The following is a 25,464-nucleotide window of genomic DNA, read 5'->3' as shown; positions in this document are numbered from 1 at the left end:
TGTACAACACTGTATGCATCATGCTTTATATGCATTACTTTACACTGAGTGTAGACAGGGGTTCTGATCTTTACCAAGAAATCACTTATCACTTTAAAACAATTACTGCTTCTATGATAAAAACGTGAGCAAGCGGGGGTTTATATATATGAAAGTGATAGTATTTGTACGCAAATTGGCCTCAAAGAAAACAACGCAACGTGATCGTCAACGCTTACCACCTTACTCTGACTAAAACTTTGAGGCTTGAGGATGGTTTGAAGTATCAGTTGAATTAGCGAGATCTAATTCACTTGACGAAGCGCAGGTTGAAGCTGACAGTCTGTTATAACTTGGAAAACTGCACGATTCTTTCCTTCAGACTTACCTTGATACATCAACTCGTCAGCATCTTGCAAGCTCACGATGTGGGTAAACTCAGGATAGTAAGCACAGCCCAAACTGATACTCAAATGAATTGCTTGTCCGCCCAGTATAACAGGCTGATCGTAAACGGCTTTACAAAGCATATTGGCAAAATTGAGCGCTTCTCGCTCTGACAGAGACGACGTAACGAGTGCGAACTCTTCTCCTCCAATTCTCGCCAATGTCATTCGGTCATCAGTCATCGACTTAGCGGCTTCTGCGATGGCAACTATTGCTCGGTCTCCAGCAAGGTGGCCATATCGATCATTGATTGATTTAAAATCATCAATATCAAACACCATCACCGTTAAGTTTCGCTTCAAATGATTCAGTAGCGCCAATTGCTCAATCAGGTGTCTACGGTTGTATAGCTTTGTGAGAGAATCCGTCAACGTCATCTCCAGCAATTGCTGATTGGCAATCGTTAATTGCCTTGTCCGAAGAGCAACCATACGTTTGAGGGCAAAAATATGATAAAGCGTTGCGACCGCCATAATGAAAATAGCAATAGGGAAAAGATAAAGTGGATAAACCGTTTTCACCACACTCCAACGGGTGAGGATCCGCTCACGATCCGTATCGATGACTTTTTCAAACGCTCGTGATACCTCTAAAATGGAAGTTGCACTGTGCATTCCTGCTGCAATCCGAAGATCTTTACTATATAAGCTAATTGTCGGGACAAACATACCCGCTCCCGGCGTGGTTGCCATATAAAAGTTAGCAACTTGCAGGTCTGCAACGAAGTACAGCACCTTTTTATCGACGGCGGCTTGTATCATCGAATCATTGTTAATGTATTCTGCGATAGGTGCATTCGGGTAATTCGTCTGAACAAACTCAGACTCGTAACTTCCTTTAACAACGCCAATTGGCAGCGTCATTTCGCCAGTTAAAACACTCCTGATATCAACCGAAAGTACATCTTTATTTACGTACAATTTGGTTTGGATAGGCATTATGACTGCGCCAAAGTCCATATACTTCGCTCTTTCGGGCGAGTAGACAAGTCCTCCGTGAAAGTCAGCCTTACCCTCTTTTACGGCTTGCAAAGAAGCATCCCAATCCAAAAGGAGAAACTGAACGTCGATTTGGTTGTTCGCCGCGTACTCTTTCCAAAAGTCGATTAAAATACCTTTAGGTTCACCATCTGGGCTAAGGTAAGAGAGCGGCTTCCACGCTTTGGAGTTAGCAACAATTAAAGAATGAGACTCTGATTTGTGCGCATGCGCCATCGGACAAATGGACAGCCACAGTAGTAATAAAGAAGCACACGCTTTTTTACATTTGCAACCATAAGTACCATAACTCGTCGATGACATACCTACTTCTCACCAGTCTTTTTAAACCATAATCTCGGCTGTTTGATTAGACTAAAGATATAGTAGACTTGCATAAGACAGGAAGTGACGCTTATTGATATGAATCTAACTTAGTAAGTTTTAGTACTTAATTGGTACTTTCAACGCCTAGTTCGCTGAAGCAGTTGAAGCAGTTGAAGCAGTACATGATAAATTAGGAAAACTTATCTGGTACTAAAAATTGAATATCATCAGTTTTGCAAATACCTAGTACCAACAAAAAAGCCCTATTCAAAATCCACCTTGGGGAGAACTTTGAATAGGGCTCTTTGCCTCTATGCTTCATTTTACGGCTGAAGCTACCTTTACCTTTTTTCGCTTTAACGACTCGTGTTTGGAACAGCTGACTGGTAACAACCGCTTTTAACGCGTTGTCTTTGATTTCACCTCTGCCGAAGTCGGTCTCATGTTGTGAGCCACTCGGTTGAGGACTGATTTTACGCTTTGCCATAAATCCTCCTTAATGGTCGAACCAGATTGGACAATAATTATATAAATAAGTCAAATTTATAGATTTAGTTGAATTTTATGCTAAAAAACTTCACATCACCGTCATTTATTTGAAATTTAATCAAAAACATGCTGGTTAAATAGTGACTAAATACAAATATTTGTCCATAAAGCACTAATATATGTTGACTCTTCGTGGAATTAACCTAGACTCAAACACGGCTAGAAAGAAAGTTCTTTGTTTTCACATTTCGTTGGATTACTTGTAACCCGTCGTCCTGTGGTACGCAATAGCAATTTATTTTTCCACGCTATAAGCGCCGTTGAGGCGAAAGATTACATTATTTAGATATTTAGGAAATAGACATGTCTAACACAGCTACTGGCACAGTTAAGTGGTTCAACGAAACTAAAGGCTTCGGTTTCATTCAACAAGAAAACGGTCCTGACGTATTTGCTCACTTCTCTGCAATCACTGGTGACGGCTTCCGTACTCTAGTTGAAGGCCAGAAAGTAGAATTTGTTATCTCTCAAGGTCAAAAAGGCCCTCAAGCAGAGCAAATCAAAGTACTTTAATTCTTAAAGAATTTGATACGATAGCCAGCTTTTAAAGCTGGCTATTTTTTTGCCTAAAACTTATTTTGCCAACAAAACGATATAAATCTATGGCTCTTAAACCAACCATTTACAAATTTCGTATCGCCATTTCCGATATGAATAATGACTATTACGATTCTAAAAATCTAACTATCGCCCTTCATCCTTCTGAAAAGCCGCAACGAATGTTGGCTCGCATTCTAGCTTACTGTTTAAATGCTCAAAGCAATCTGGAGTTTACAAAAGGACTCTCTACGATTGAAGAGCCTGATTTATGGCATGTTGGCGATGATCAAAGCATTACTCACTGGATTGAAATTGGCGAACCAGAACCAGACAGAATTAAGAAAGCTTCTCGCCTCGCAAAGCATGTAAAAGTTTACACTTATAACACCAAAGCGGCTGTCTGGTGGGACAAAATGTCAGGAAAGTTCTCAATGCTTCCCGTCAACGTAGAGAGCTTTGACTATGACGCTATCGACTTGATTTGTCAGCACCTTGACCGAGGTACTAGCCTTTCTGTTATGATTACTGGCAGCTCAATTTTTGTTGATATCAATGATCAACATATCGAAGTAACGGTGAAGGAACTAAAAAACCATGACGTCTCTTAGTGAACTGAGTCAAGAGATGGGATTTGAAGAAATCCCCTTTGTTAAAGAACATAAAGCAGCAAAGCGACGTTGGTTAAAAGAACAGTCACAACTATTTACAAAAGTTTGTGAGAACAAACCCACAACAGCACCTACTCTTCACCTGCTTGGCCTTTTGACCAAATCACATATTGAAGCAAGTGCTAACTACGAGCAACATGCTCACTCTACCCAGCGTATGCAGCAAGTTCTGACTGACTCCTTGGGTAATGAGCACGCGGATAAGTTTACTAACCAATCTGCTGAAGACCTAATCTTAGTCACCCACCTTTGGTTATACACGCAAGGCTATTTAAATATGGATTTCAGCTTGGCGCACGATCATGCCGAGCAGACTCAAAATACATTGCAGCACGAGCTTGTCATGAAACGCATGGACGTTGATGCATTCAGAACCGAACTCATGCAAAGTTTTTATCAAGGTAAAGAGGCCCGTCCGGCTTCAGCAAGTGGCTTTTGGGGTTGGTTTAAACGTCTATTTTCCATATAAAATACATGGTTTTATCCATTTCAAACAACTGATAGACTTCACGCTCAGTGCAACAAGCATCATGATTGCATTCTTAAAGGACAATTACCCAATGAACATCAAGGGATCATTATGAAGTTTATCCGTTGGATTTTAGGCAAGGTTATCTTATTGCTGAACGTGGTGTTCTCACCTCGTGGTATTAAGCGCACCGCAGAAGAACAGCAACGTATTGATGAAAAAGCGAAACAATACGCACTTTACCAATTTGAAGCCTGCCCTTTTTGCGTAAAGGTCCGCCGTGCAATGAAGCGTCAATCGGTGAACATTGAGCTACGTGATGCAAAAAATAACCCGACTCATCGAGCTGAACTAGAGCAAGGTGGTGGGCGAGTTAAAGTCCCTTGTCTTCGTATCGAAAAAGATGGCGAGACACAGTGGTTATACGAGTCATCTGACATCGTCGCTTACGTTGAAAAAGAATTTGCCTAAGTTCCCCCTATGAACATTGGCGGATGTAAAAGAGGCACCTAACGGTGCCTCTTTTCTATTTTTTCTAGCTAAATGTTGCCGTGCGAGCTTTCCTTATTCAGTCTTCTTACTCAACTCCGAACTTAAACTCCACTAAGCAAATAACGGGTATGCGAGAACAACACAACGAAGATTACCGCCCAACGTCTGCGTTATTCATCCACGATCAATGTTAGCTCTACGCGCCGATTGCAAGCTTTACCACTTGCTGTCGCATTGCTGCACTTCGGTACATACTCTCCGAAGCCTCTAGAAAACACTCGTTGACGTGGAATACTCGTCGCCAATAGTTGTTTTTCTACTTCACGAGCTCGCTTTTCAGATAGCGTGTCGTTGAAACTTTCAGCTCCCGTACTATCCGCATGACCATCAATCACGACATCAACATCAGTTCTTCCAGCCAGATAGTGACCAATGTTTCGAATCCAATCTTGAGATTGAGCAGATAACCGTGCAGAGCCCGTTTGAAAATGCACATGCTCTTTCAAACGTATCATCAGGTGACCACCACTGAGCGTCTCGTGAGGAATGTTATGCCTGCTCAGGAACATTTCCAGAGAGGTCACGTTTTGCGACTTTTTTACTGACGCCCTCGCCGTTTGATATGAACGAGGGGAAGAAGCCACATTGGATGCGCTCGGGTATCCCCATTCTGGGTGTCTCAGCTCAGTGTTTGATTTAGGAGCTGTATCTAAAATGTTCCCACCTGGGACCATATCTTGATCGAGGCTACTGCACCCGGCCAGAATGCCACAAACAATTAAAAACCAATGCTTCATACCATTACCAACGTAGAAAAACTCTTGTTCATTGTGTCGACAAAACACGCCGAATCTTTAGCGCTTTTGTCCACCGATTGGTTTGTCTATGCAGCGTTCATGCCACTGGAGTCAATGCAAAATCATCTCTCAAATAAAAAGCAACACTAAAATACCCTACCCTTACAGCCCATACGTCAGGCAAAGTCTGTTACCAATGGTCTCACTTTATTGTTATTTAATGGTTTTAGTCACTATCGTTAACCGATAAACTAACGCAAATTTCTCATTTAGAGCACTACTATGTTAAAAACCATATCGAAAGGCTTTGCTGTTGTTGTTGCCGTAATGGCTTTGTCGGCATGCGATAGCGGCAAGAGTCAGCCTCAGCAAGGCAAACAATACGAAGTTTTGCCAGTATCCCTTGAAGAATATGATTTAGCTCCCCTGACTGAAGCATTCTCTTTAACTTGTGGCCACTGCCGCTCAATGGAAGAGTTTGTCCCTCAAATTGAATCATTGACCGATCAAAGCGTTGAAAAAATGCATGTAACGTTCAATGAAAGTGCACAAGTGAGCGCCATCATCTTTTATACTGCCGTAATGCAGCTTGAATCAACACCAGATAAAGCGTTTATGGCAGATCTTTTTACTGCTGTGCAAATGGGTGCCGATGCAACGGCTGAGGAACGCCAAATCGCTGTTGAGAAAGCCTTTGAGTCTCGCAACCTTATCAGCCCTTACCATTTAGATGAAGCACAGCAAAAAGCGCTGTTTGAGTACATCACTAAGGCAGAAGCGATCACCACGCGAGGCCAAATTAACTCCGTTCCAGCCTTTATCGTAAACGGAAAATATCAAGTAATTACTGGTGGTCATGACAGCGTTGAAGCCATGGCAGAAACCATCAACTTTTTGCTAAAACAACCTAAATAGACAAGGAGATTACGTGTCTAAATTTTTGTTTCCTCTTATTATTTTTATTTTGGCGGGCTTTTTCATTTACCGTACTTGGACAAACCATAAAGTAGCAGATGAAAACTTTGCCAAAGGCCAAGCATTCTTACTAGAAAATGCGAAAAAAGAAGGCGTCATCACAACAGAAAGTGGCCTTCAATACATGGTTCTTGAAAAAGGCGAAGGTGAGGTTCACCCAACGGCAACAAGTAAAGTAAAAGTACACTACCACGGCACCTTGATTGATGGCACGGTATTCGATAGCTCTGTTAATCGTGGTGAGCCGATTTCATTTGGTCTTAACCAAGTCATTAAAGGCTGGCAAGAAGGTCTACAATACATGGTAGAAGGTGAGAAAATCCGCCTTTTCGTACCAAGCACGCTTGGCTATGGTAAGAGTGGCTCTGGCCCAATTCCACCAGCAAGTGTTTTGATCTTTGATGTTGAACTGCTAGAAATTCAATAAATCTAGAAAGCTTTGTCTTAAAGCCAAAGTATCAAAACCAAAAACGCCGCGAACCACGCGGCGTTTTCTGTTTTAAGAAAGGTTAAAAACCAATATAGTGATCCGAAAGCAATGCAATGAACAACGCCAAAAGATGATAGATAGAGAATTTAAACGTCTCCATCGCGGTATTTGGCTCTGGTGCATATTTTAGCTTCCATGCATGGTACATAAAGCCAGCATTGAGGAGTAGCGAGGCAAAAAGATACACCACGCCGACCATACCAACCAAAACCGGTAGGACACAAACCAAAGTCAATAGCACCGTATACAACAGAATAGAAGTTTTGGTGTACTCAATGCCGTGTGTCACTGGCAGCATGGGAATATCTACCTTGCGGTAATCCTCGACACGATGAATAGCCAGAGCCCAAAAATGTGGTGGCGTCCAGATAAAAATGATCATTACGAGCAGCCAGGCATTCGCATGTAATTGCCCTGTTACAGCAGTCCAACCGAGAAGAGGCGGCATCGCACCGGCAATCCCTGCAATGACGATATTTTGGGGCGTAACACGTTTGAGGTACATTGTGTATACCATCGCATAGCCGAGCAAACTCATCAAAGTCAACCATGCCGTCAGCGGGTTGACTATCGCATAGAGAAGTACAAACCCTAAGACACCTAAAACTGTAGCGAAGGCTATCACCGATGATGGTTTAGTCTCACCCGATGGCAATGGTCGTTTGTGTGTACGTGCCATTCTCGCATCAATTCGGCGGTCAATTAGATGATTAAACGCTGCCGCAGACCCTGCCATCAGACCAATCCCCGTTAGGCCAACTACCGCCTGCAACCAGGGGAAATCATCAACCGGGGCTAAGCTCATACCTACTACTGCCGTCACCAACATTAACGCCACCACTTTAGGTTTCGTTAACTTCAAATAAACGGAACTTAGTCGCTTTCGCCCATTTAACGACAGCGCGATTTCTTTACTCATAGCGAACTCCTTTCGCGGTGTAATTCCAAGCCGTTTTACCCTGCCACAAGTAAAACTGGCTAACACAAACGAGACTCAACATAACAGCGGCACCAAGGTTGTGCGCCACCGCGACATAGATAGGAAGTTGAAATACTACGTTGCTTACACCCAGCATAATTTGGCACACCAGAGTGAATAACAACCACCCTCCAATTCTCTGTGAATGATGAGAATCTTGCCTCATAAGCCCAATACTATAAGCCAATACCACGGTGGCGGTAACAATAGCGCCTATACGATGAGTGACGTGTATAGTCATTCTTGCCGGATACTCCAAGACACCAAATTCATAATTCTCGAATCCAGTTTGCCAGAAAGAAAACGCTTCTTTCCATGAGAGATGGCTCATCCAGTCTCCCTCACAAATCGGCAGTGTGGTACACATCAGCGCAGCATAATTTGACGAAGTCCATCCTCCAAGGAGCACTTGCACCAAAACAACCAGAAAAACCAACAATGAAAAGCCTCTCAGAGAGCTAGAAGATGGAGAGAAATAGAGATTGTTTTGCGCTTTTAATTGGCAGTAAAAAATCGCCTGTAACGCCAATAAAACAAAACCACCGAGCAAGTGAAGCATCACGATGACGGGCATTAATTTAAGAGTAACTGTCCACATTCCCAAAAGTGCCTGCCCAATCACCAGTACGCTTAGCAACATCGGAATGGTTGAATTTACACGCTCAGACCTTACTGATATCGCTGCCATCGCAAAAATGACTAAACCTAACGTTCCTGCAAAATAGCGATGAATCATCTCAAGCCATGCTTTCTCATGCTCTACTGCCCGCTCGGGGAAGTTCAGGTTAGCACGTATGACGTCTTCTTCTTGATGCGGCACAGAAAAGTGCCCATAACAACCAGGCCAATCCGGGCAACCTAACCCTGCATCTGAAAGGCGAGTATATGCCCCTAACATGATCACCACGAGAGTTAGCAGCAAACTGAATCTAACCAACTGAATTAATTTCATATGCACTTCCTCTAACCGACTCGTGACAGTTTTAAGAGCTTGCGTAAGTCCGCCAACATACCTTTATTCAATAGGACTAAGTCCTCATTTGGTTTCGGCGAGTAAGACATCACCAGCTGCCCAAGAGGATCAACGATCAACATTTGCCCAGGTTTCACTTTTGCGGTAACCAATTCATTCATTTGCATCGCTAACATCGATACTTCTATGGGATCTGAATGCTCAGTCTGCCAAACGACTGGCACTACCCGCTCTTGATACTTACCTAAAGCAACATGGCTTTGCTGAAGCAGGTAAAGCTGCTGTTTACACTCTTCAGTGCATTCGTTAGGCAATACATAAGCGAGTTGCCAAGCATGGTCTTTGAGAGGTGACTCTTGACCAAGTTGCTCTAACGTCGTGTATGGTTCGACTAACTCGCCTCTATTGGTCACTCCGCTTTGATACCACCCTTGTGTGAGAATGACTTTTGCAATGACAGCGGGAAACGCGAACGTACAAACCAGCGCAATCAACATTAGTCGTCCTTTGGTTACTTTAGATGTCATGCTTCACCTCCATGTGACGCAACTTTTTTTGCCAACGAACAAAAACAATTAAAGTCAGTAATAAGAAAACACCTGCCATCGAAAACCATTGAATCGAATAGCCAAAATGTTTGGCACTATTGAGTGGCAATGGATTCCAAGGAAAGTCATAGGGCCAACGAGTTAAATTGTCTGGCTGCAAGACTGCGGGCATAAGTTCAATATTCAGTAGCTGATTCAATTGCGCGATGTTTAGGTTTTGCACGCGAATAACATCGCCAACTTCCGGCATTAACTCTGAGCTCAGTGGATTAGTAGATTTTCGGTACAGGCGTCCTGTGATGAAAGTCGAATTATCGAGTTTGGTGACCGTTGGTAACACTGAGCGTTCTGCTCTTCCCTCGACAAAACCAAGCTCCAATAACGCATAGGCACTAGGCTCATCGCTCGTCAATACAATCTGAAATGCTAAATATCCCACACTGCCTTGATGCGTTTGGTTATCTAACAAAATTACGGGAAACGCCTGAGGAACAACATTAACTTCCACTTTTTTCCCGAGGATACTTTCCTCTCGCCAGTCGTTGTCTTCAAGAACGACGCTTAGTGCTTGGTACGCACTATCCGCACGCGCGAGAATGGCTTGTTCCAATGCTTGTTTTTCTTGCCCTCTCTCAAACTGCCAAAAACCCAGTTTGACCAAAAGAGAAAACACAACCACAGTTAAACCAACTGCAACCCAAAACCGTTTCGATAGCCATAATTGTCTTGATAACAACAATGATGAAACCGGAGGTGCCATGTCCACCGTATTTCTATTCAAACTGACGCTTGTCCTTTTGCTGCTTTTCATTATCTTCAACCTCGCAAAAGCGCTTATCGAAATGGTTCGTGAAGACCCAGATAATCCTGAAAAAAGAGACAAACCCATGAGTCATTACTTAGGCCGTCGAGTCATGTTCTCCGCTTTGGTGGTCATCCTTCTGCTTATTGCGCTCAGCTCGGGTTGGCTAGCACCAAACCCTCGCCCTTATTAGTCGAACCAAGAGTTCACACTGCGCCTAAAGTACGTAAACAAACACAAACAGACATAACCAAACCACATCCACGAAATGCCAATACCAGCTGCCCGCTTGAAAGGCAAAATGGTTCTTTGGCGAAAAGTGATCTTTAGCGATTCTGAACAGCAGCACGATCAAGAAGATAGTCCCAAGACAAACGTGTAAACCGTGGAACCCCGTCAACATGAAGAACGTGTTACCGTAAATACCGGACTGCAACGTGAGCCCTATGTCTTGATAAGCATGAACATACTCAACCGCTTGGTAATATAGAAAAAAGCCAGCAAGTACGATGGTTATCTCTAACCAAACAATCAGTGCCGTTCTTTTGTCTTGTTCAAGGCTTATATGCGCCATATGTAGCGTAATAGACGACAATAGCAGCAAGATAGTATTGGTAAGGGGTATGCCCTGCCACGGCATAGCTTGTGTTGTTTCTCCTCCCGGTGTCAGTGTGAGTGGCCACATCGCTTCGAAGGTTGGCCACAGGACTTCGTTAGTCATGAAGTTATTATCTGCCCCACCTAACCAAGGCACAGAAATCATTCTGGCGTAGAACAAGGCACCAAAAAAGGCACCAAAAAACATCACTTCAGAAAAGATAAACCAGCTCATTCCTTGGCGAAAAGAACGAGTAATTTGCGAGCTGTATTTTCCACTCAGTGATTCAGTAATCACATTACTAAACCAACCAGCCAACATGTAAAGCAAGAACAAGAAGCCCACCGCTAGCACAATGCCACCAATGGTTCCCACTGCACCGTCACTTTGTGTCCCCTGGACGGTCATGCCCGCGCCAACAGCAACCAAAAACAGAGCAAATGCACCGATGATCGGCCAGCTACTTTGAGCGGGAACATAATATGTTCCTGGCTTGTTACTCATAATTTCTCTCCTTACTGACCAACCTTGGTCTGTATCTCTCTCCCTGAGTGGCTAAGAGCCTGTAGGAGGGGGAAGTTTATAGAGTGTGTAAGACAGCGTTAACGTGTGTATAGACTCAGGCAAGTCCGGTTCGATATAAAAAATCAACGGCATTTGAGCTTGCTGTTTACCATCCAGAGGCTGCTGGTTAAAACAAAAACACTCAATCTTATTGAAGTAAGCAGCTCCAGTCCCGGGAGAAACAGAAGGAACGGCTTGCCCCACCAACTTCTGCCCGCTTTCATTAAATGCAAGGTATTCAGTTTGCACAACTTCACCTGGGTGAACATCCATCGAAATCACTTTGGGTCTAAACTCCCAAGGCATATCTGGGCTTACATGCGCCATAAACTCCACGCGAATAGTTCGGCTCATGTCCGGCTGCATACCTGTCGGTTGAATAGCGGCCACTTCACTTGTCTTTCCATTGATTCCCAATGCGTCGCACATCACGTCATAAAGTGGGACCAGTGCATAGCCGAAGCCAAACATTAACAGGGTCGCCAAAAGTAACTTCACTGTGAGCTTCTTGTTTGATGGATTCGGTTTCATGTCACTCACCCCACTCTTTGCTAGTCAATCTCAGGCGGTGTAGTAAACGTATGATGTGGCGCAGGGCTTGGCACTGTCCACTCTAAGCCCTCCGCACGTTCCCACGGTTTTGCAGAAGCCTTTTCCCCGCCACGAATACACTTGATCACCAACCATAAGAAGATCAGTTGTGACAACCCAAATGCAAACCCACCAATTGATACTATTTGATTAACATCAGCAAACTGAATGGCGTAATCCGGTATGCGTCTTGGCATGCCCGCTAAGCCTAGGAAGTGCATTGGGAAAAACAGGACATTGACGGAAATAATTGAGCACCAGAAATGCCATAAACTCAGCTTGTGGTCGTACATATTACCCGTCCACTTAGGTAGCCAGTAGTATGCCGCTGCCATGATCGAGAATACCGCACCAGATACCAACACATAATGGAAATGGGCAACTACGAAGTAAGTGTCATGATATTGGAAGTCCGCCGGCACAATCGCCAACATCAGTCCCGAGAAGCCACCAATGGTAAACAGCACAATAAAGGCAATGGCAAACAACATTGGCGTTTCAAATGTCAGAGCTCCACGCCACATGGTGGCAACCCAGTTAAAGACTTTAACCCCCGTTGGTACCGCAATCAGCATAGTGCAATACATGAAGAAGAGCTCAGCAAAAACTGGCATCCCCGTGGTAAACATGTGGTGCGCCCACACAAGGAAAGATAACAATGCAATGCTGCACGTCGCGTAAACCATCGAATGATAACCAAACAGCTTCTTACCACTGAAAGCAGGCAGAATGGCGGAGATGATTCCAAACGACGGTAAAATCATGATGTACACTTCTGGGTGACCAAAGAACCAAAAGATGTGTTGGAACATTACCGGGTCACCACCACCAGCTGCGTCAAAGAAGCTAGTCCCGAAATATTTGTCAGTAAGAACCATGGTCACCGCACCCGCTAGTACCGGCATAACCGCGATCAACAAGAAAGCGGTGATTAGCCAAGTCCAAACAAACATTGGTAACTTGAACCAAGTCATTCCCGGAGCTCGCATATTTACGATCGTCACGATAACGTTGATCGCGCCCATAATGGAGCTGATACCCATGATATGAACAGAGAATACAAACAGCGCAGTGCTATCCGGGCCATAAGTCGTGGACAGCGGAGCATAAAACGTCCAACCAAAATCAGGACCGCCGCCAGGTAAAAACAACGAGCTCAACAAGATGAGAAATGCAAAAGGTAAGATCCAAAAGCTCAAGTTGTTCATGCGCGGTAGCGCCATATCTGGAGCGCCGATCATCATCGGGATCATCCAGTTAGCAAGACCCGTAAATGCTGGCATCACCGCACCAAATACCATTACTAAACCGTGTACCGTGGTCATTTGATTAAAAAACTGCGGATCGACTAGCTGTAGCCCTGGCTGGAACAGTTCGGCACGAATGATCATAGCCATCGCACCACCTGTTAGAAACATCGCAAAGCTAAACCAAAGGTAGAGGGTGCCTATGTCTTTATGGCTTGTAGAATACAACCAACGAGTGATGCCCAGGGGTGCATGATGCTCGTGACCATCATCAATCGCAATGGTACTGTTCGCACTGGCTTCTGCTGGCGCAGACTTCACTGCCTTATCTATTGGCTTACTCATATTTCCTCCTTAGCACTGCCTTGTGCCTTAAAGGCATTCACATCGGATGCTTGCACTGTATCGCCAGTATCGTTGCCCCATGCATTTCGTTGATATGTGATAACCGCGCCAATTTCTTTGTCACTTAACTGATTAGAAAAAGCCTGCATTGCGGTACCAGGGCGACCGTTGACAATAATATCTATGTGCTCTGTAACATCTCCGGTTGCAATAGGACTGCCTTTAATCGCGGGAAATGCACCCGGAATCCCCTCACCATTTGCCTGATGACACACAGCGCAACGCGCCGTGTATATCGATTCGCCTTGCGACATCAATTCGTCCATAGATAAGTCTTGAGAGAGCGCTTCTTGTGCCGCCGCTTTTTGAAGTGCGAGTTCTTGCTTCTTACTCGCTAGCCATTCATCGAACTTTTCTTCTTCCATCGCATGCACCACCACTGGCATAAATCCGTGTGCACGACCACATAGCTCCGCACATTGGCCGCGATATACGCCTGGCTCATCAATTCTTGTCCATGCTTCATTAATAAAACCTGGAATGGTGTCTTTCTTGACGGCAAAGTCCGGTACCCACCAAGAGTGAATGACATCATCAGAAGTCATCAAAAAACGCACTTTGCGATTCACAGGCAACACCAAAGGGTTGTCTACTTCCAGTAAGTAATGCGCGCCTTTAGCTTCGATTCCATCAATTTGTTTTTGGCTGGTGGCAAGCAAACTAAAAAACTCAACATCTTCACCAAAATAGCTGTAATGCCATTTCCATTGCGAGCCTGTGATCTTGACCGTGATATCCGATTGGCTTGTGTCTTCCATTGCTACTAGAGTTTTTGTTGCGGGAATCGCCATAGCGACAAGAATGATGATGGGTATGACCGTCCAAATAATTTCCACTTTTGTACTTTCATGGAAATGTGCGGCAACTGCTCCTTTTGACTTGCGATGGCGGAAGATGGAATAGAACATCACACCAAAAACAATCAAAGCAATTACACAGCAGATATAGAAAATCAGCATATGTAATTCATACACTTGCCCACTTATCTCTGTGACCCCTTTTGTCATGTTGTAGTCATTTTCCTTTGACCAACCAAAAGAGGAAAATGTGATTAAAATCACATTCAGTGATAAGGCTAGAGTAGTCGTTAATCTTTTCAAAAGATCTCTCCTCTGCTCAGCCGCTACGCCTACGCGAGCTTCCTTGCGTCCCGATGCAAATATCGAACAACTTTACGAAAAATCACAAAAACTACGATTTCGACACGGTTTGTTATATTTATGTTAAAAGGCTAGTTATAGTTCCAAGGTTCTTCAAGAAATTAAATATGATTAAATTTTGTTCGGATAAGAAAAATTAATTCGGTTTATCGATTGCCCTCTTTGAAATGTAATTGAGAACCATTTACATTGATTTAAAAGAAAACATTGAGATACTTACCAAACGAAGTGTCCAAGAAAGTAGGCTCCCCCTACTAAGGAATGATTGATATGACAGCACTAATTACGCAATGGCTAAAACGAGACCCTGATCCTAAGACTCGTGAAGAGCTACAACACCTCGTCGATACGAACAATGAACAAGAGCTTACTGATCGCTTTGGCTCACGCCTTGCCTTTGGTACTGCAGGCTTACGTGGCAAAGTGGGCGCAGGTCCAAACCGAATGAACCGCTTGGTGATTCAAGAGACCGCCACTGGTTTAGGGAACTATTTGCTTGAGCAAGTCAAAGGTGCCGCGAGTCGTGGTGTCGTTATTGGCTACGACGGTCGTCCCGATTCAAAACAATTCGCGCATGATACCGCATCCGTACTGACGGCCCTTGGTATCAAGGTTTACCTAACGTATGACGTTGCAGCAACCCCAATTGTTGCGTTTGGTGTCCGTACATTGAATGCTGCGGCCGCTGTTGTTGTTACTGCCAGCCACAATCCACCAGAATACAATGGCTTCAAAGTATATTGGGAAAATGGCGCACAGATTATTCCTCCACACGACTCTGGAATCGCAGCGAAAATTGATGACGCAACAACGAAGCCATTACCTTTAATGTCTCTCGATGATGCAAAACAGCACGGTTTGTTAGTTTGGTTGGAAGACGACTACTACCAAACTTACCGTAAGACAATGAATGAAAACGCGCTGCTTGCTCCTGACAACAATACCGATATATCTATTGCTTACACCGCAATGCATGGCGTTGGCGCGAATATGGCGGAAACGCTACTTGCCGACGCAGGCTTCCAAAAAGTGGCAAGTGTTAAGGAACAACGCGAACCTGATGGAAGCTTCCCAACCGTCAACTTCCCAAACCCTGAAGAAGCCGGTGCCATGGATATGGTGATGGCATTAGGTAAGTCCGTAGATGCCGATATCGCTTGCGCGAACGACCCAGATGCGGACCGTTTTGCCGTGGCAGTTAAACGCCCAGATGGCGAGTATCAAATGCTAACAGGTGATCAGGTGGGCTCACTGTTTGGCGATTACTTGCTGGAACAGCAACCTAACGCTTTGGTTGGCAACACCATCGTATCCTCAAGAATGCTGAGCAGCATCGCTAAGGCGCATGGCGCACAATACTATCAAACATTAACTGGCTTTAAATGGCTTACTAACGTTGCCATGGAACAAGAGACAGAAACCAACCCATTCTTGTTTGCTTATGAGGAAGCGCTCGGTTATACCGTGGGTAACAAGGTGTGGGATAAAGATGGTTTATCTGCAATCGTCGCGTTTTCACAGCTAACAGGCAAGCTTAAAGCGCAAGGCAAAACACTGTGGGATAAACTGGAAGAGCTGTACCGCGAGCACGGTTTCTACTTCAACGCACAACGCAGCATCGCTCTCGACCCGAACTCTCCACCAATCGGCGACAAACTCCGAGCCAATCCACCAACAGAGATTGCTGGTAAAAAAGTTGCAGTAACCGAAGATCTTAAAACATCGGTTCGCATGTTTGACGACGGCTCTGAAGAATCCATTGACTTACCAGCAAGTGACGTATTGATTTATCACCTAGAAGATCAATCTCGCGTGATTGTTCGTCCTTCTGGTACTGAGCCAAAACTAAAATGTTACTACGAAGTCATCAACCTCTTCCCTGCGGATATGAGCTATGAACAAGCACAGCAAGCAGCAGAAGCGAAGATGAACGAACTTATCGACGCGCACCAGCAAAGTTTGTAAGTCAAAGAGAAACATAGATATTTGATACAACAAGAGGCGCAAATTCGCGCCTCTTTTTTGATTTTCACTAGAACAAGTCAAGCTAACCCGTGCTTTCCCTAGCCTACAATTTCCTTTTGTAGAAAGTACTTGTGGATGCCCTCTGCAGGATAGCCTGAGTACTGCCCCACTTTCTCAAAACCCAATTTGAGATAGAACTCAAGAGCTTGAAAGCTGTAGGTATCCAAATAAACATGGGTAACCCCATGAGGCTTTACTTTTTGTTCTAGCATCGACATTAATTGGCTACCGAGACCAGAGGTTCGACTTTCAGCGTCTACCCACAAAAACTCAACAAATACCGTATTTTTAAACATTTCGCCAGTCAAGCCACCCATGATCTTGCCATTCTCATCTTTTGCGAAACAGCCTACAGCATGCACTTCCCCTTCAGGTAAATGCAGTCGGTTATAAGATCGAATACCTTCACGAACAAAATCAAGGTCTGTTTGATCTGGATTTAAACAAAATTCAAGCTTCATATACCCTCTCCTTAGGAAACACCAATATCCTAAAACAAAAAGCCAGCAATTGCTGGCTTTCTGATGGAATATGATAACTTTACAAGGCGAAACTACTCAGCATCCACAACGCCAGAATAACAAACACTAACCCCATTAGTTTATGTTGATACGTGCGGAATTTTTCGTTCTCGAGCAGCCCTTTGCCCAATGTGCCTGCTAACCCAACAAGTAATAAATTGAATGACAAGCCAAGAACGTTCAACAATAACCCTAGCGCTAGCATCTGCTCACCAGAAGATGCCGTGATATTGCTTGAGACAAACTGCGGCAAAAACATCACAAAAAAGACTAAGGCTTTAGGGTTGAGCAAATTACTCATCAAAGCACGTTGATAATAAGTTGATGCCATTTTGTTTTGACCATCAAGCTCTGGAGCCGAAGATGCCTCAGCTCGTAAGCAGTCCCAACCCATTTTTAACAAGTAAGCGCCACCTAGTAGATGAAGGACTTTAAGGGCTATTGGGCTCATGGCAATCAGGGTAGATACGCCCATCGCAGCAAGCAAAGTAAGAATAACACCAGACGTCGCATTGCCTAAGCTAGCAAAAAGACCGACCTTCTTACCGTAACTCATACTAGAGCTCGCTATCAGCAACATATCGGGCCCTGGTAACAGCAACAAAGCCACTACTGCGGTGAGATAAACAGGAAGTACAGATAAATCAATCATGATGGAACCGCTTTTCTACAACAAGGCGGCGAATGTTATACCAACAAAATGACATCATCCAGCCCAAAATAGCCAAGATAACTCAAAAAATAAAAATCATAGTTTGCCCATATGAGAAATAGCAATCAATTCGCCTGTTTATCAAAATCGAATAGCAATTTTGTACAAAAATAAGCACGATGGATCCGTTACACTTCTAAAATGATTTTCTTGAGCAGACCGGATAAAGATGAAAGAAAAGAATAAGGAAATCGCTACCTTCAAGATAGCTCAAGAGCTCGGAGGTTTAGAGCTTCTCGATGCAAAGTATGAGAAGCAGAATTTTTCACGCCATAGCCACGAAGGTTACACTATTGGTGTCATCGAAAAAGGGGCACAACAATTTTTTAGGACGGGCGGGAATCATATCGCGCCACAGGACAGCATCATCCTTGTTAATGCAGATGAAGTACACAACGGGCATTCAGCCTCGGAAGGCGGCTGGGAATACAAAGCAATGTACCCCGTACCTCAGCAGTTTCAAACTTTAGGACAAGAGCTTGGTTCACCAAATGTAGCTCTGCCCTATTTCCCTCAACCTGTGGTTTACGATCCTGAGCTGGCTAGTCAGTTACGATTGGTATTTGAAACACTAGAAAAATCAGACAACCGTTTATTGAGAGAAACTTTGGTTTACGGCACGTTGATCAAGCTAGCCAGTAAACACAGCACTCATCGGGCACCACTGAAAGAATCAACCAGAGCTCAACGACAAGTGCAGCTAGTCAGAGAATTTTTGGAAGACTTTCCACAAACGGACGTCTCACTAGAAGAACTCGCGAAACTGTCTGGATTAAGCCCTTTTCATCTGCTGAGAGAGTTTCAAAAGCAATTTGGCTTTCCGCCTCATGCCTATCAAATTCAGCAACGTTTACGTATGGCGAAGAAGCTATTAAAAATGGGACAAAAAATTTCAGACGTGGCACAAGAATGTGGCTTCCATGATCAGAGCCATCTGCATCGACACTTTAAAAAAGCCATGGGCGTCACTCCCGGCCAATACGTCCGTCACAGCTAAAGCAGCAATATTGTACAAGGCGTTATGCGACTACCGAGCTATCTTGGTAATCTGATTTAGGAATAAATAAGAAGAAACTATGGACCACACTTTGCCGTTACAAAAAGAATCAAAAGCCACGCTATTTTGGCAAGGTACACTTGCGATGATGCCTCTGAGTATCGCAGTGCTCCCTTGGGGCTTACTCGCAGGCTCATTCGCAATTGATACTGGGCTTCACCCTTTGGAAGGACAAGCACTATCCGCCATTTTGTTCGCAGGTTCTGCACAGCTCGTCGCGATGGGAATGATTAAAACGGGAGCAGGTCTAGTGACCATGTTACTGACAACGTTTTTTATCACCTCTCGACACTTCCTCTACAGTGTATCGATGCGCAGTAAAATTTCACCGCTCCCTCTAAAATGGCGATTATCACTCGGCTTCTTACTTACTGACGAGCTGTTTGCGATTGTAGGCCACCATTCCGATAAACAATTTAATCGCTGGTATGCACTTGGGGCTGGTCTGAGTTTTTACCTGTTTTGGAATGTCGCGACATTGACGGGCATTATTGCGGGAAGTCTAATCCCTGAACTGAACGAAATGGGTTTGGAATTTGCTGTGGCCGCAACTTTTATCGCAATTGTAGTTCCGACTATTAAAAATGCAGCGGTGCTCGCGAGTGTTCTTGTAGCTTTGGTGAGCTCGGTTGCCCTAACCTATTATCAAATTGAGGGAAGTTTGATGATTTCGAGCATTTTAGCCATGCTTACTGGTTACTTTGTGGAACAAGTAAAGGAGAAACGCTAATGATCATGTTGGCTATTTTACTGATGACGGTACTTGTTTTCACCAGCCGCTACTTGTTTTTAGAACCCAAGCTGCCATTGCGATTAGGGACGCGCACTCAAAAAGTACTCAATTACGCTAGCCCCGCAGTACTGACTGCGATCTGGGCACCTATCGTTTTCATTCCCGATGGGGAGCTCAGCGTCAATGTGCAAAACCCATTTTTACTGGCTGCCGTACTGGCTTCTTTAATCGCTTATTTTACTAAAAATGTTCTTTTAACGACGGTTATCAGTATGGTGGTATTTCTCATTCTGCGAATTTGGCTTTAATCCGCCAACCACTCAATCTCCAACAAGGTGACATCGCCACACTTTAATCGACCAAGGAAGATGTCACCTTCATGTACCTCACCAACGCCCTTTGGTGTACCAGTCATCACTACATCGCCATCTTGAAGTGTTGTGTAACTGGTTAATTCATCCAGGATAGTTAGCGGCGGATAGAGCATTTGGTTAACGTGACCTTTTTGTACACGAACACAGTTAATTAAGAGCTCAAGGTTAAGGTCATTGATATCAATGTTATCCAAAGAGACAAACCGACTAAACACAGCAGAGCCATCAAATGCCTTAGCTCGCTCCCACGGCAACCCCTGATTTTTAAGCGAGGATTGCAAACCACGCTTGGTCAGATCCAATCCCAAACCAACCGCTGAATAACGTCCATCCTTGATCAAAAAGCAGATTTCAGCCTCATAATGAAGGGGCTCTTGATGGAATGAACGCAGAGTTGTTGATACGGAAGTTGCGGGTTTATTAAATACCACCATTTGCTCAGGCATTGCATTATTAAGCTCATGAATATGTTCAACGTAATTTCGTCCAACACAAAGCACTTTACCCACTTCTACTTTCTTTTCTTCAACTTGAATAACACTCATCATTCTTCCCTGCAAAACAAAAATCCCATCATAATCTAACCTATTGACTTAACGACACTAAATAGCAACCTCTAGTGTAAAAAATAAGACATTCACCCCGTTTTGAGTTTTGTATCATCTAATTGAAACAGCAAAGTATTTGTAAAACAAATAGACAAAAAAGCCAGCACGAGGCTGGCTTTAGATCAATGAGCTGAATAATAGTTCTCGCTAAATCCTATTATAGGTAGTAACGAGCACCTAACGCCCATTTGTCATCAGTTTCACGACCATTGTCGTCATTTAGGTCAAACTGGTAACCCGCGTAACCAACAAATTTAGGCGTGAAGTTGTATTCTGCTTGTAGTGCCATTTCTTCACGAGCAGTTTCTGTTTTAGAGCTCTTAAACTCTTTACCTTCCACCATCTCATAGTTAACACTCAAGTTTAGGCTGTTTGCTAGAGCGTATGCGATGATCGCTTCGTACGCATCACTTTCTTCTAAACGGTCGCCTTTTGCACTGAAGTTCATGTTTTCGTTTGAACCATAAACCGCAGCAAGGAATAGGCCTTGGCCGTACGCACCGTAAGATGCTGATACAACGTGTGATTCCGCCGTGTGCTTACCTGCATATGCAGGGTGCTGGAAATCGCCGCCATTGTAAGAGTAACCGATTTTAGCGCCCATGATTGAGTAAGAAAGCGCAGCTTGCACACGGTCATCGTATTTAGCACCGCCAGTTATAACTCCAGCATCGTTGCGCGTGTAATCATCGTTTGCACCCTGCCAACCAAGACCAAAGTTGATCACACCCGCTTCACCCAGCTCGATGGCATTACGGTAAGAAAGCATTTTATCCGCACGGCCAGTGCCAAGGTTTCCATGATCGTCATAGATGAAGTCGTTGGCAAACGCGATTGGCATATCTGCAATACCTGCGACATCGTAGTAAGGTGACCATTGCGTACCACCTACTGCACGACCATAAACCTCATGCGTTATACCTAAGTAACCTAGACGAGTTTTAAACGACTCTTCACCACCGTCTAAGTAGTTTAGCGCCCATTCACCACGTGCGTCTGCGGTGAAGCCATTACCCAAATCCTGTGTCGCAGAGATATTGATACGAGGAGAGTTAGTACCCACATCCGTGTCACCTTGCTCTGATCCATTTAAATTAACAGAAACGTGGCCGCCCATCGAAAATGTTGTGCCATCGTTATTATATAGTTCCACTGCAACTGCTTGAGTACCGAAGGTTGCTGCCGCGATTGCCGCTGCTAATAATTTTTTATTCATTTCTAAATCCATTACTTATTAGTTGGTTAGTCAGTTTTAGACCCGGCTTTGGTTCACTTTCGTAAAAACGAAATGATGAACAAAGAGAGGAATACAAAGGCTATCCGAGGCATCGTTTCCACCAGATTAGTTTTACCTTTGTGTAACAACTGCCGACACTTTATTTGATTAGTTCCTGACAACCGAGTGAAAAGATCTCAGACAAAACCTAAAAAGCAATCGTTTACTTAGCCTTCAAGAAATCGAGAAATAAAAACCTTACAATAAGAAATGCTTTAGAGAGAGTTAGCTCACAAATAGCTGATGATTCGCTATTTTTAGGCCAAACTTCCCTGCCAAATTGAAATGTTTACTTACATTTAGGGTCAAGAAACAATTCAGGAACTTTTTGAAAAAAACACAGTCTTCAACGGAGAGGAAAAAACCTCAAAAAAGATAAACCTTTCTTTTTATAAGTGGTATGAGAAGGGGCACTTATTCTTTCCAGCAATAAAAGTGCAATCAAATCATAACTTAACAGAAATCTATCTTTCATTTTCAGCCTTTACCTTAGCGTCATCAACACATCGGGCAAGAAAGCCCATCGATTACAACTAGGGTAATAAGAAAATGAAAAAGGCAGCACTAACTACTGCAATTCTTACAGCATTGGTATCAGCACCATCATTCGCAGCAACTGTATACAAAAACGACGGTACTGAATTAAAAGTTGGCGGCCGCGTTGAGTTTCGTGGTGACTTCATCGGTTCAGACGGTGCTGAAATTGAAGGTTCCATGGAAGATAAAAGCCGTGCTCGTCTTAACCTAAAAGGTAAAACAGACATCGGCAACGGCCTTTCTGCTTTCGGTGTTTACGAAGCCGAACAAAAAACGGGCAAGAGTGAATTCAAAAACCGCTACATGTATGCAGGCGTCGACTCTGATATCGGTGCTTTCTCTGTAGGTCGTCAAGACATGGCTGCAGTCATCATCTCTGACATGACGGATATCACAGAATTCTCTGGTGTTCAGCAAGTTATTGATTCGTCGTCTGATAAGCAAGACAGCGTTTTCGCATACCGTGGTGCGTTTGATGCACTACAACTTCAAGCAACCTACCAAGCAAACTCTAGCGATAACGAAGATAAATACGGCATCTCTGGAATGTACTCACTACCAATGGGCCTCGACTTTGGTCTTGCATACTCTGGTGGCGATGTAGATAAAGATAACTCTGAAGATCAAATTCTAGGTGGTATCGCTTACTCGATGGACAACCTTTACCTAGCAGGTACTTATTCTCAAGGTTCCCTGACTGACTCTGAAGACTTTACGGCTTACGAGCTAGTCGCAAGCTACAAAGTAGCAAGCAAAGTGACACTTGCAGCTCTATACACAGCTCAAGAGAATGATCCAGACAACGGTTCAAAGTACGACACAGTTGAAGGTATCGAGCTTGTTGGTTACTACAAACTAAACAGCAACTTCCGTACTTACCTGTCTTACTACATCAACCAACTTGATGAAGCAAAAGATGCAACAACAGGTCTAGTAACAGAAGGCGAAGATACACTGCGCCTAGGCGTACGTTACGATTTCTAATTCACTCTTGTCCTAAGAGCGAGTCCACTTGGCCAGCACCTTTGCTGGCCATTTTTTATTTAACCCAACACAACTCGATAAGTTTTCACACTATCGAAGCATCGCTCAGCAATGAAAAACGAGCGTAACGACGCCTACTTCTGCCCTCTTTTAATGCGATTGATCACTAAGTTAGTGCATTTCATCTAATCGACAACATAGAAAAACCAAAAAACCATTTAAAATCAAAAACATAAAAGTTGGCACGTGTTCTGCAATATTATTTATGCAAATGCATGGCAGCGTTTGTGCTTCTCGTTCTTTGTACCTGTTATAACAGGCACGTCCTTTGAATTGGTAATGTCGCCTCCCTCTGGGAGGCATTTTTTTATTGGCGCGAAAAACAATAGGACGTATGATCCCGCCACCTCTATCAAACTGGAATTTTTCAATTGAATCATCATCCTGTTCAAGGTGCGTCCTGGATGCTAACAGCTGGCTTGGCATTCGCCATAGTGAACAGCTTCGCCCAAATTGCTAGCATCAACTTTGGTGTCTCCTCCACCACATTTGCGTTATTCCAATATGCAATCGCCTTATTTGTTATTCTGCCCTACCTACGTACACTTGGGATTAGACGTTCTTTAAGAACCCAACACTTTGGCTGGCATGCATTCCGCATTTTTCTCTCTGTTATCGGGATTCAACTTTGGTTATGGGCTCTCGCTTACCCAGTTCCAATTTGGCAAGGTATTGCACTTCTCATGACCTCCCCGTTATTTGCCACAGTTGGTTCTGGCTTGTTACTCAAAGAGAAAGTAGGTACTGCACGCTCGTTAGCGACATTGACGGGGTTTGTTGGTGCCATGATCATTCTTGAGCCTTGGGCAGACTCATTTACATGGGCGACCCTGCTCCCTGTTGGCGCCGCATTTTTCTGGGCAGCGTATTCATTAATGGTAAAAAAAATGTCGGTAAACGATCCGCCTTCAACCATGGTTGTCTATTTATTGCTGCTGATAACACCATTTAATATCTTGTTAGCGATACCGACGTTTACTATGCCAGATACGTGGACGATATGGGGTGTGCTTTTAGCCGCAGGTGCACTTACAGCACTCGCTCAATGGGCTATCGTTAAAGCATATGCAGTAGCAGACGCCTCATTTGTGCAACCATTTGATCACGCCAAACTGCCTTTGAATGTTGTTGCTGGTTGGTTGGTGTTTGGTTGGGTGCCACCTGGTCGTTTATGGTTAGGTGCTGCGATTATTATTGCATCTATTGCGTTTATTACGCATTGGGAAGCGAAAAAGACAAAGTTAGTTGAAAGAAAAATCTAATTTAAAAGTTCTATATTTTCAGGAAAGGAAATGAGGAACCCATATGAGTCAACCAATCAAAATTACACTGTATCGCTGGGCTGGTAGTTGGGGCCCATTCAAAGTCAATATTCCTTGTGGTGAATGTACATTAACCAAAGATATTTTAAAGGATACTTTTGAAAACGAACTAGCCGATGTGCCCGTTGAACTTGAAGTAAAAGATTGGTTATCGCACTGGTGGGAACCATTAAAAGCTGGAGCTTGGCATGCACCCATTCTTCTTGTCGAAGGGAAAGTTATCAGTCAAGGAGAAGCATTGAATCGGGGTGTGCTTGTACAGTCTGTTATTGCTGAGTGGGTAAAACGCGATGAGCTAAAAGGTAACATTGTTTATGGTAAAGCAACTTGCCCTTACTGTGTCAAAGCCAAACAATTACTTGACGAGGCTGGCGTTCAGTATGAGTACCATGATGTAGTTAAAGACAGCGCCGCCTTATACCGTATGATTCCTGAAGTAAAAGCCATCATTGGCGAAAAAACACCGGTAACAGTGCCGCAAATCTGGTTAGATGGAAAATATATTGGAGGCGCTGACGATTTAGAAAAGTGGTTATCAGCAAAGGGGCTAGATAAAGTGCCTAACAATGTTGTGGAGATACCAAGCCAATCCGCGTAATTCTAGATTTAAATGTCATCAGTCTTTGAGTAGCGTTTTGCCAATGTTGTGCAATATGTTGGCTACTTACTAACAACAAA

General features: G+C 43.8%; 29 protein-coding genes. 14 read left to right on the top strand and 15 right to left on the bottom strand.

Annotated features, from left to right (window positions below):
- Window positions 1–284: 284 nt before the first annotated feature.
- Window positions 285–1,727, bottom strand: coding sequence for a diguanylate cyclase domain-containing protein (locus tag R7P35_RS02500; protein WP_042521481.1), 1,443 nt, complete (start codon window positions 1,725–1,727; stop codon window positions 285–287).
- Window positions 1,728–1,920: 193 nt separating this feature from the next.
- Window positions 1,921–2,217: an alternative ribosome-rescue factor A gene (locus R7P35_RS02495; protein ID WP_042521482.1), complete on the bottom strand. Its 297-nt coding sequence runs from the start codon at window positions 2,215–2,217 to the stop codon at window positions 1,921–1,923.
- A gap of 365 nt (window positions 2,218–2,582) precedes the next feature.
- On the opposite strand from R7P35_RS02495, the gene R7P35_RS02490 reads away from it, so the two are divergent.
- The 4 genes from R7P35_RS02490 to R7P35_RS02475 all read left to right on the top strand — a co-directional run bounded on the left by R7P35_RS02490 (window position 2,583) and on the right by R7P35_RS02475 (window position 4,427).
- The gene (locus R7P35_RS02490) at window positions 2,583–2,792 is read left to right on the top strand and encodes a cold-shock protein (protein ID WP_005375625.1); all 210 of its coding nucleotides are present in this window, start codon (window positions 2,583–2,585) and stop codon (window positions 2,790–2,792) included.
- An 89-nt stretch (window positions 2,793–2,881) separates the two neighbouring features.
- Window positions 2,882–3,427 carry a YaeQ family protein gene (locus R7P35_RS02485; RefSeq protein WP_005375627.1) on the top strand — a complete coding sequence of 182 codons (546 nt, stop codon included), beginning with the start codon at window positions 2,882–2,884 and terminating at the stop codon, window positions 3,425–3,427.
- Window positions 3,414–3,956 (top strand): hypothetical protein, encoded by a 543-nt coding sequence (locus tag R7P35_RS02480; RefSeq protein WP_042521484.1) that lies wholly within the window; start codon window positions 3,414–3,416, stop codon window positions 3,954–3,956. Before R7P35_RS02485 ends, R7P35_RS02480 begins: the two co-directional genes overlap by 14 nt.
- A gap of 111 nt (window positions 3,957–4,067) precedes the next feature.
- A complete protein-coding gene (locus R7P35_RS02475; protein ID WP_042521486.1) occupies window positions 4,068–4,427 on the top strand; it encodes a glutaredoxin family protein in 360 nt (119 codons plus the stop codon).
- Window positions 4,428–4,618: 191 nt separating this feature from the next.
- Here the strand turns inward: R7P35_RS02475 and R7P35_RS02470 are convergent, their stop codons facing one another.
- Window positions 4,619–5,245 (bottom strand): OmpA family protein, encoded by a 627-nt coding sequence (locus R7P35_RS02470; RefSeq protein ID WP_031780954.1) that lies wholly within the window; start codon window positions 5,243–5,245, stop codon window positions 4,619–4,621.
- Window positions 5,246–5,527: 282 nt separating this feature from the next.
- Here R7P35_RS02470 and R7P35_RS02465 point away from each other — a divergent pair, with 282 nt between their 5' ends.
- Complete coding sequence (locus R7P35_RS02465; protein WP_042521488.1) at window positions 5,528–6,160, top strand: thiol:disulfide interchange protein DsbA/DsbL; 633 nt, start codon at window positions 5,528–5,530, stop codon at window positions 6,158–6,160.
- Window positions 6,161–6,173: 13 nt separating this feature from the next.
- Window positions 6,174–6,647, top strand: a complete 474-nt coding sequence (locus R7P35_RS02460) for an FKBP-type peptidyl-prolyl cis-trans isomerase (RefSeq protein ID WP_005375638.1) — start codon at window positions 6,174–6,176, stop codon at window positions 6,645–6,647.
- An 82-nt stretch (window positions 6,648–6,729) separates the two neighbouring features.
- Here R7P35_RS02460 and cyoE read toward each other — a convergent pair whose 3' ends face one another.
- The 4 genes from cyoE to R7P35_RS02440 are packed head-to-tail and all read right to left on the bottom strand — an operon-like array spanning window position 6,730 to window position 9,970.
- Window positions 6,730–7,629 (bottom strand): heme o synthase, encoded by a 900-nt coding sequence (gene cyoE, locus R7P35_RS02455; protein WP_318091637.1) that lies wholly within the window; start codon window positions 7,627–7,629, stop codon window positions 6,730–6,732.
- Window positions 7,622–8,641 (bottom strand): COX15/CtaA family protein, encoded by a 1,020-nt coding sequence (locus tag R7P35_RS02450; RefSeq protein ID WP_017635865.1) that lies wholly within the window; start codon window positions 8,639–8,641, stop codon window positions 7,622–7,624. The genes cyoE and R7P35_RS02450 overlap by 8 nt, the downstream gene beginning before the upstream one ends.
- A gap of 11 nt (window positions 8,642–8,652) precedes the next feature.
- The gene (locus R7P35_RS02445; protein WP_085569293.1) at window positions 8,653–9,189 is read right to left on the bottom strand and encodes a cytochrome oxidase biogenesis cluster protein; all 537 of its coding nucleotides are present in this window, start codon (window positions 9,187–9,189) and stop codon (window positions 8,653–8,655) included.
- On the bottom strand, window positions 9,179–9,970 hold the full coding sequence (locus R7P35_RS02440) for an SURF1 family protein (RefSeq protein WP_085569294.1): 792 nt from the start codon (window positions 9,968–9,970) through the stop codon (window positions 9,179–9,181). Before R7P35_RS02440 ends, R7P35_RS02445 begins: the two co-directional genes overlap by 11 nt.
- On the opposite strand from R7P35_RS02440, the gene R7P35_RS02435 reads away from it, so the two are divergent.
- A complete protein-coding gene (locus R7P35_RS02435) occupies window positions 9,969–10,205 on the top strand; it encodes a DUF2909 family protein (protein ID WP_005391169.1) in 237 nt (78 codons plus the stop codon). The two genes, R7P35_RS02440 and R7P35_RS02435, sit on opposite strands and share 2 nt — an antisense overlap.
- A 24-nt stretch (window positions 10,206–10,229) precedes the next feature.
- Here the strand turns inward: R7P35_RS02435 and R7P35_RS02430 are convergent, their stop codons facing one another.
- Genes R7P35_RS02430 through coxB form a run of 4 tightly spaced genes read right to left on the bottom strand, consistent with a single transcriptional unit; the run spans window position 10,230 to window position 14,517 of the window.
- A complete protein-coding gene (locus R7P35_RS02430) occupies window positions 10,230–11,114 on the bottom strand; it encodes a cytochrome c oxidase subunit 3 (protein ID WP_005385214.1) in 885 nt (294 codons plus the stop codon).
- A gap of 51 nt (window positions 11,115–11,165) precedes the next feature.
- Window positions 11,166–11,705, bottom strand: a complete 540-nt coding sequence (locus R7P35_RS02425; RefSeq protein WP_017821600.1) for a cytochrome c oxidase assembly protein — start codon at window positions 11,703–11,705, stop codon at window positions 11,166–11,168.
- A gap of 20 nt (window positions 11,706–11,725) precedes the next feature.
- The gene (gene ctaD / locus R7P35_RS02420) at window positions 11,726–13,357 is read right to left on the bottom strand and encodes a cytochrome c oxidase subunit I (protein ID WP_042521496.1); all 1,632 of its coding nucleotides are present in this window, start codon (window positions 13,355–13,357) and stop codon (window positions 11,726–11,728) included.
- Complete coding sequence (gene coxB, locus R7P35_RS02415; RefSeq protein WP_017821602.1) at window positions 13,354–14,517, bottom strand: cytochrome c oxidase subunit II; 1,164 nt, start codon at window positions 14,515–14,517, stop codon at window positions 13,354–13,356. Before coxB ends, ctaD begins: the two co-directional genes overlap by 4 nt.
- 330 nt (window positions 14,518–14,847) lie before the next feature.
- On the opposite strand from coxB, the gene R7P35_RS02410 reads away from it, so the two are divergent.
- Window positions 14,848–16,542, top strand: a complete 1,695-nt coding sequence (locus R7P35_RS02410; RefSeq protein WP_213904535.1) for a phospho-sugar mutase — start codon at window positions 14,848–14,850, stop codon at window positions 16,540–16,542.
- A 98-nt stretch (window positions 16,543–16,640) separates the two neighbouring features.
- On the opposite strand, the gene R7P35_RS02405 is transcribed toward R7P35_RS02410, so the two are convergent.
- Window positions 16,641–17,063, bottom strand: coding sequence for a GNAT family N-acetyltransferase (locus R7P35_RS02405; protein WP_005375519.1), 423 nt, complete (start codon window positions 17,061–17,063; stop codon window positions 16,641–16,643).
- 79 nt (window positions 17,064–17,142) lie between these two features.
- Window positions 17,143–17,775: a LysE family translocator gene (locus R7P35_RS02400; protein ID WP_005375522.1), complete on the bottom strand. Its 633-nt coding sequence runs from the start codon at window positions 17,773–17,775 to the stop codon at window positions 17,143–17,145.
- Between the two features lie 229 nt (window positions 17,776–18,004).
- Here R7P35_RS02400 and R7P35_RS02395 point away from each other — a divergent pair, with 229 nt between their 5' ends.
- From R7P35_RS02395 to R7P35_RS02385, 3 genes are all read left to right on the top strand, one after another.
- Window positions 18,005–18,832, top strand: coding sequence for an AraC family transcriptional regulator (locus tag R7P35_RS02395; RefSeq protein WP_005385198.1), 828 nt, complete (start codon window positions 18,005–18,007; stop codon window positions 18,830–18,832).
- A 79-nt stretch (window positions 18,833–18,911) separates the two neighbouring features.
- The gene (locus R7P35_RS02390; protein WP_042521500.1) at window positions 18,912–19,622 is read left to right on the top strand and encodes an AzlC family ABC transporter permease; all 711 of its coding nucleotides are present in this window, start codon (window positions 18,912–18,914) and stop codon (window positions 19,620–19,622) included.
- The gene (locus R7P35_RS02385; RefSeq protein ID WP_042521501.1) at window positions 19,622–19,933 is read left to right on the top strand and encodes an AzlD domain-containing protein; all 312 of its coding nucleotides are present in this window, start codon (window positions 19,622–19,624) and stop codon (window positions 19,931–19,933) included. Before R7P35_RS02390 ends, R7P35_RS02385 begins: the two co-directional genes overlap by 1 nt.
- Here R7P35_RS02385 and R7P35_RS02380 read toward each other — a convergent pair.
- Complete coding sequence (locus R7P35_RS02380; RefSeq protein ID WP_017635857.1) at window positions 19,930–20,544, bottom strand: fumarylacetoacetate hydrolase family protein; 615 nt, start codon at window positions 20,542–20,544, stop codon at window positions 19,930–19,932. The genes R7P35_RS02385 and R7P35_RS02380 overlap by 4 nt on opposite strands.
- 220 nt (window positions 20,545–20,764) lie before the next feature.
- On the bottom strand, window positions 20,765–21,823 hold the full coding sequence (locus R7P35_RS02375) for a porin (protein ID WP_042521502.1): 1,059 nt from the start codon (window positions 21,821–21,823) through the stop codon (window positions 20,765–20,767).
- A 609-nt stretch (window positions 21,824–22,432) separates the two neighbouring features.
- Between R7P35_RS02375 and R7P35_RS02370 the strand changes: the two genes are divergently transcribed.
- The 3 genes from R7P35_RS02370 to R7P35_RS02360 all read left to right on the top strand — a co-directional run bounded on the left by R7P35_RS02370 (window position 22,433) and on the right by R7P35_RS02360 (window position 25,384).
- Window positions 22,433–23,404, top strand: a complete 972-nt coding sequence (locus R7P35_RS02370; RefSeq protein ID WP_136976480.1) for a porin — start codon at window positions 22,433–22,435, stop codon at window positions 23,402–23,404.
- Window positions 23,405–23,868: 464 nt separating this feature from the next.
- Window positions 23,869–24,726 (top strand): DMT family transporter, encoded by an 858-nt coding sequence (locus tag R7P35_RS02365; protein WP_042521505.1) that lies wholly within the window; start codon window positions 23,869–23,871, stop codon window positions 24,724–24,726.
- Between the two features lie 43 nt (window positions 24,727–24,769).
- A complete protein-coding gene (locus R7P35_RS02360; RefSeq protein WP_005385185.1) occupies window positions 24,770–25,384 on the top strand; it encodes a glutaredoxin domain-containing protein in 615 nt (204 codons plus the stop codon).
- The last annotated feature ends 80 nt before the right edge of the window (window positions 25,385–25,464 follow it).

This window comes from Vibrio sp. Vb0304 (genome assembly GCF_033338995.1).
Lineage (GTDB): Bacteria > Pseudomonadota > Gammaproteobacteria > Enterobacterales > Vibrionaceae > Vibrio > Vibrio alginolyticus.
This window is presented reverse-complemented; position numbering and strand designations above follow the sequence as displayed.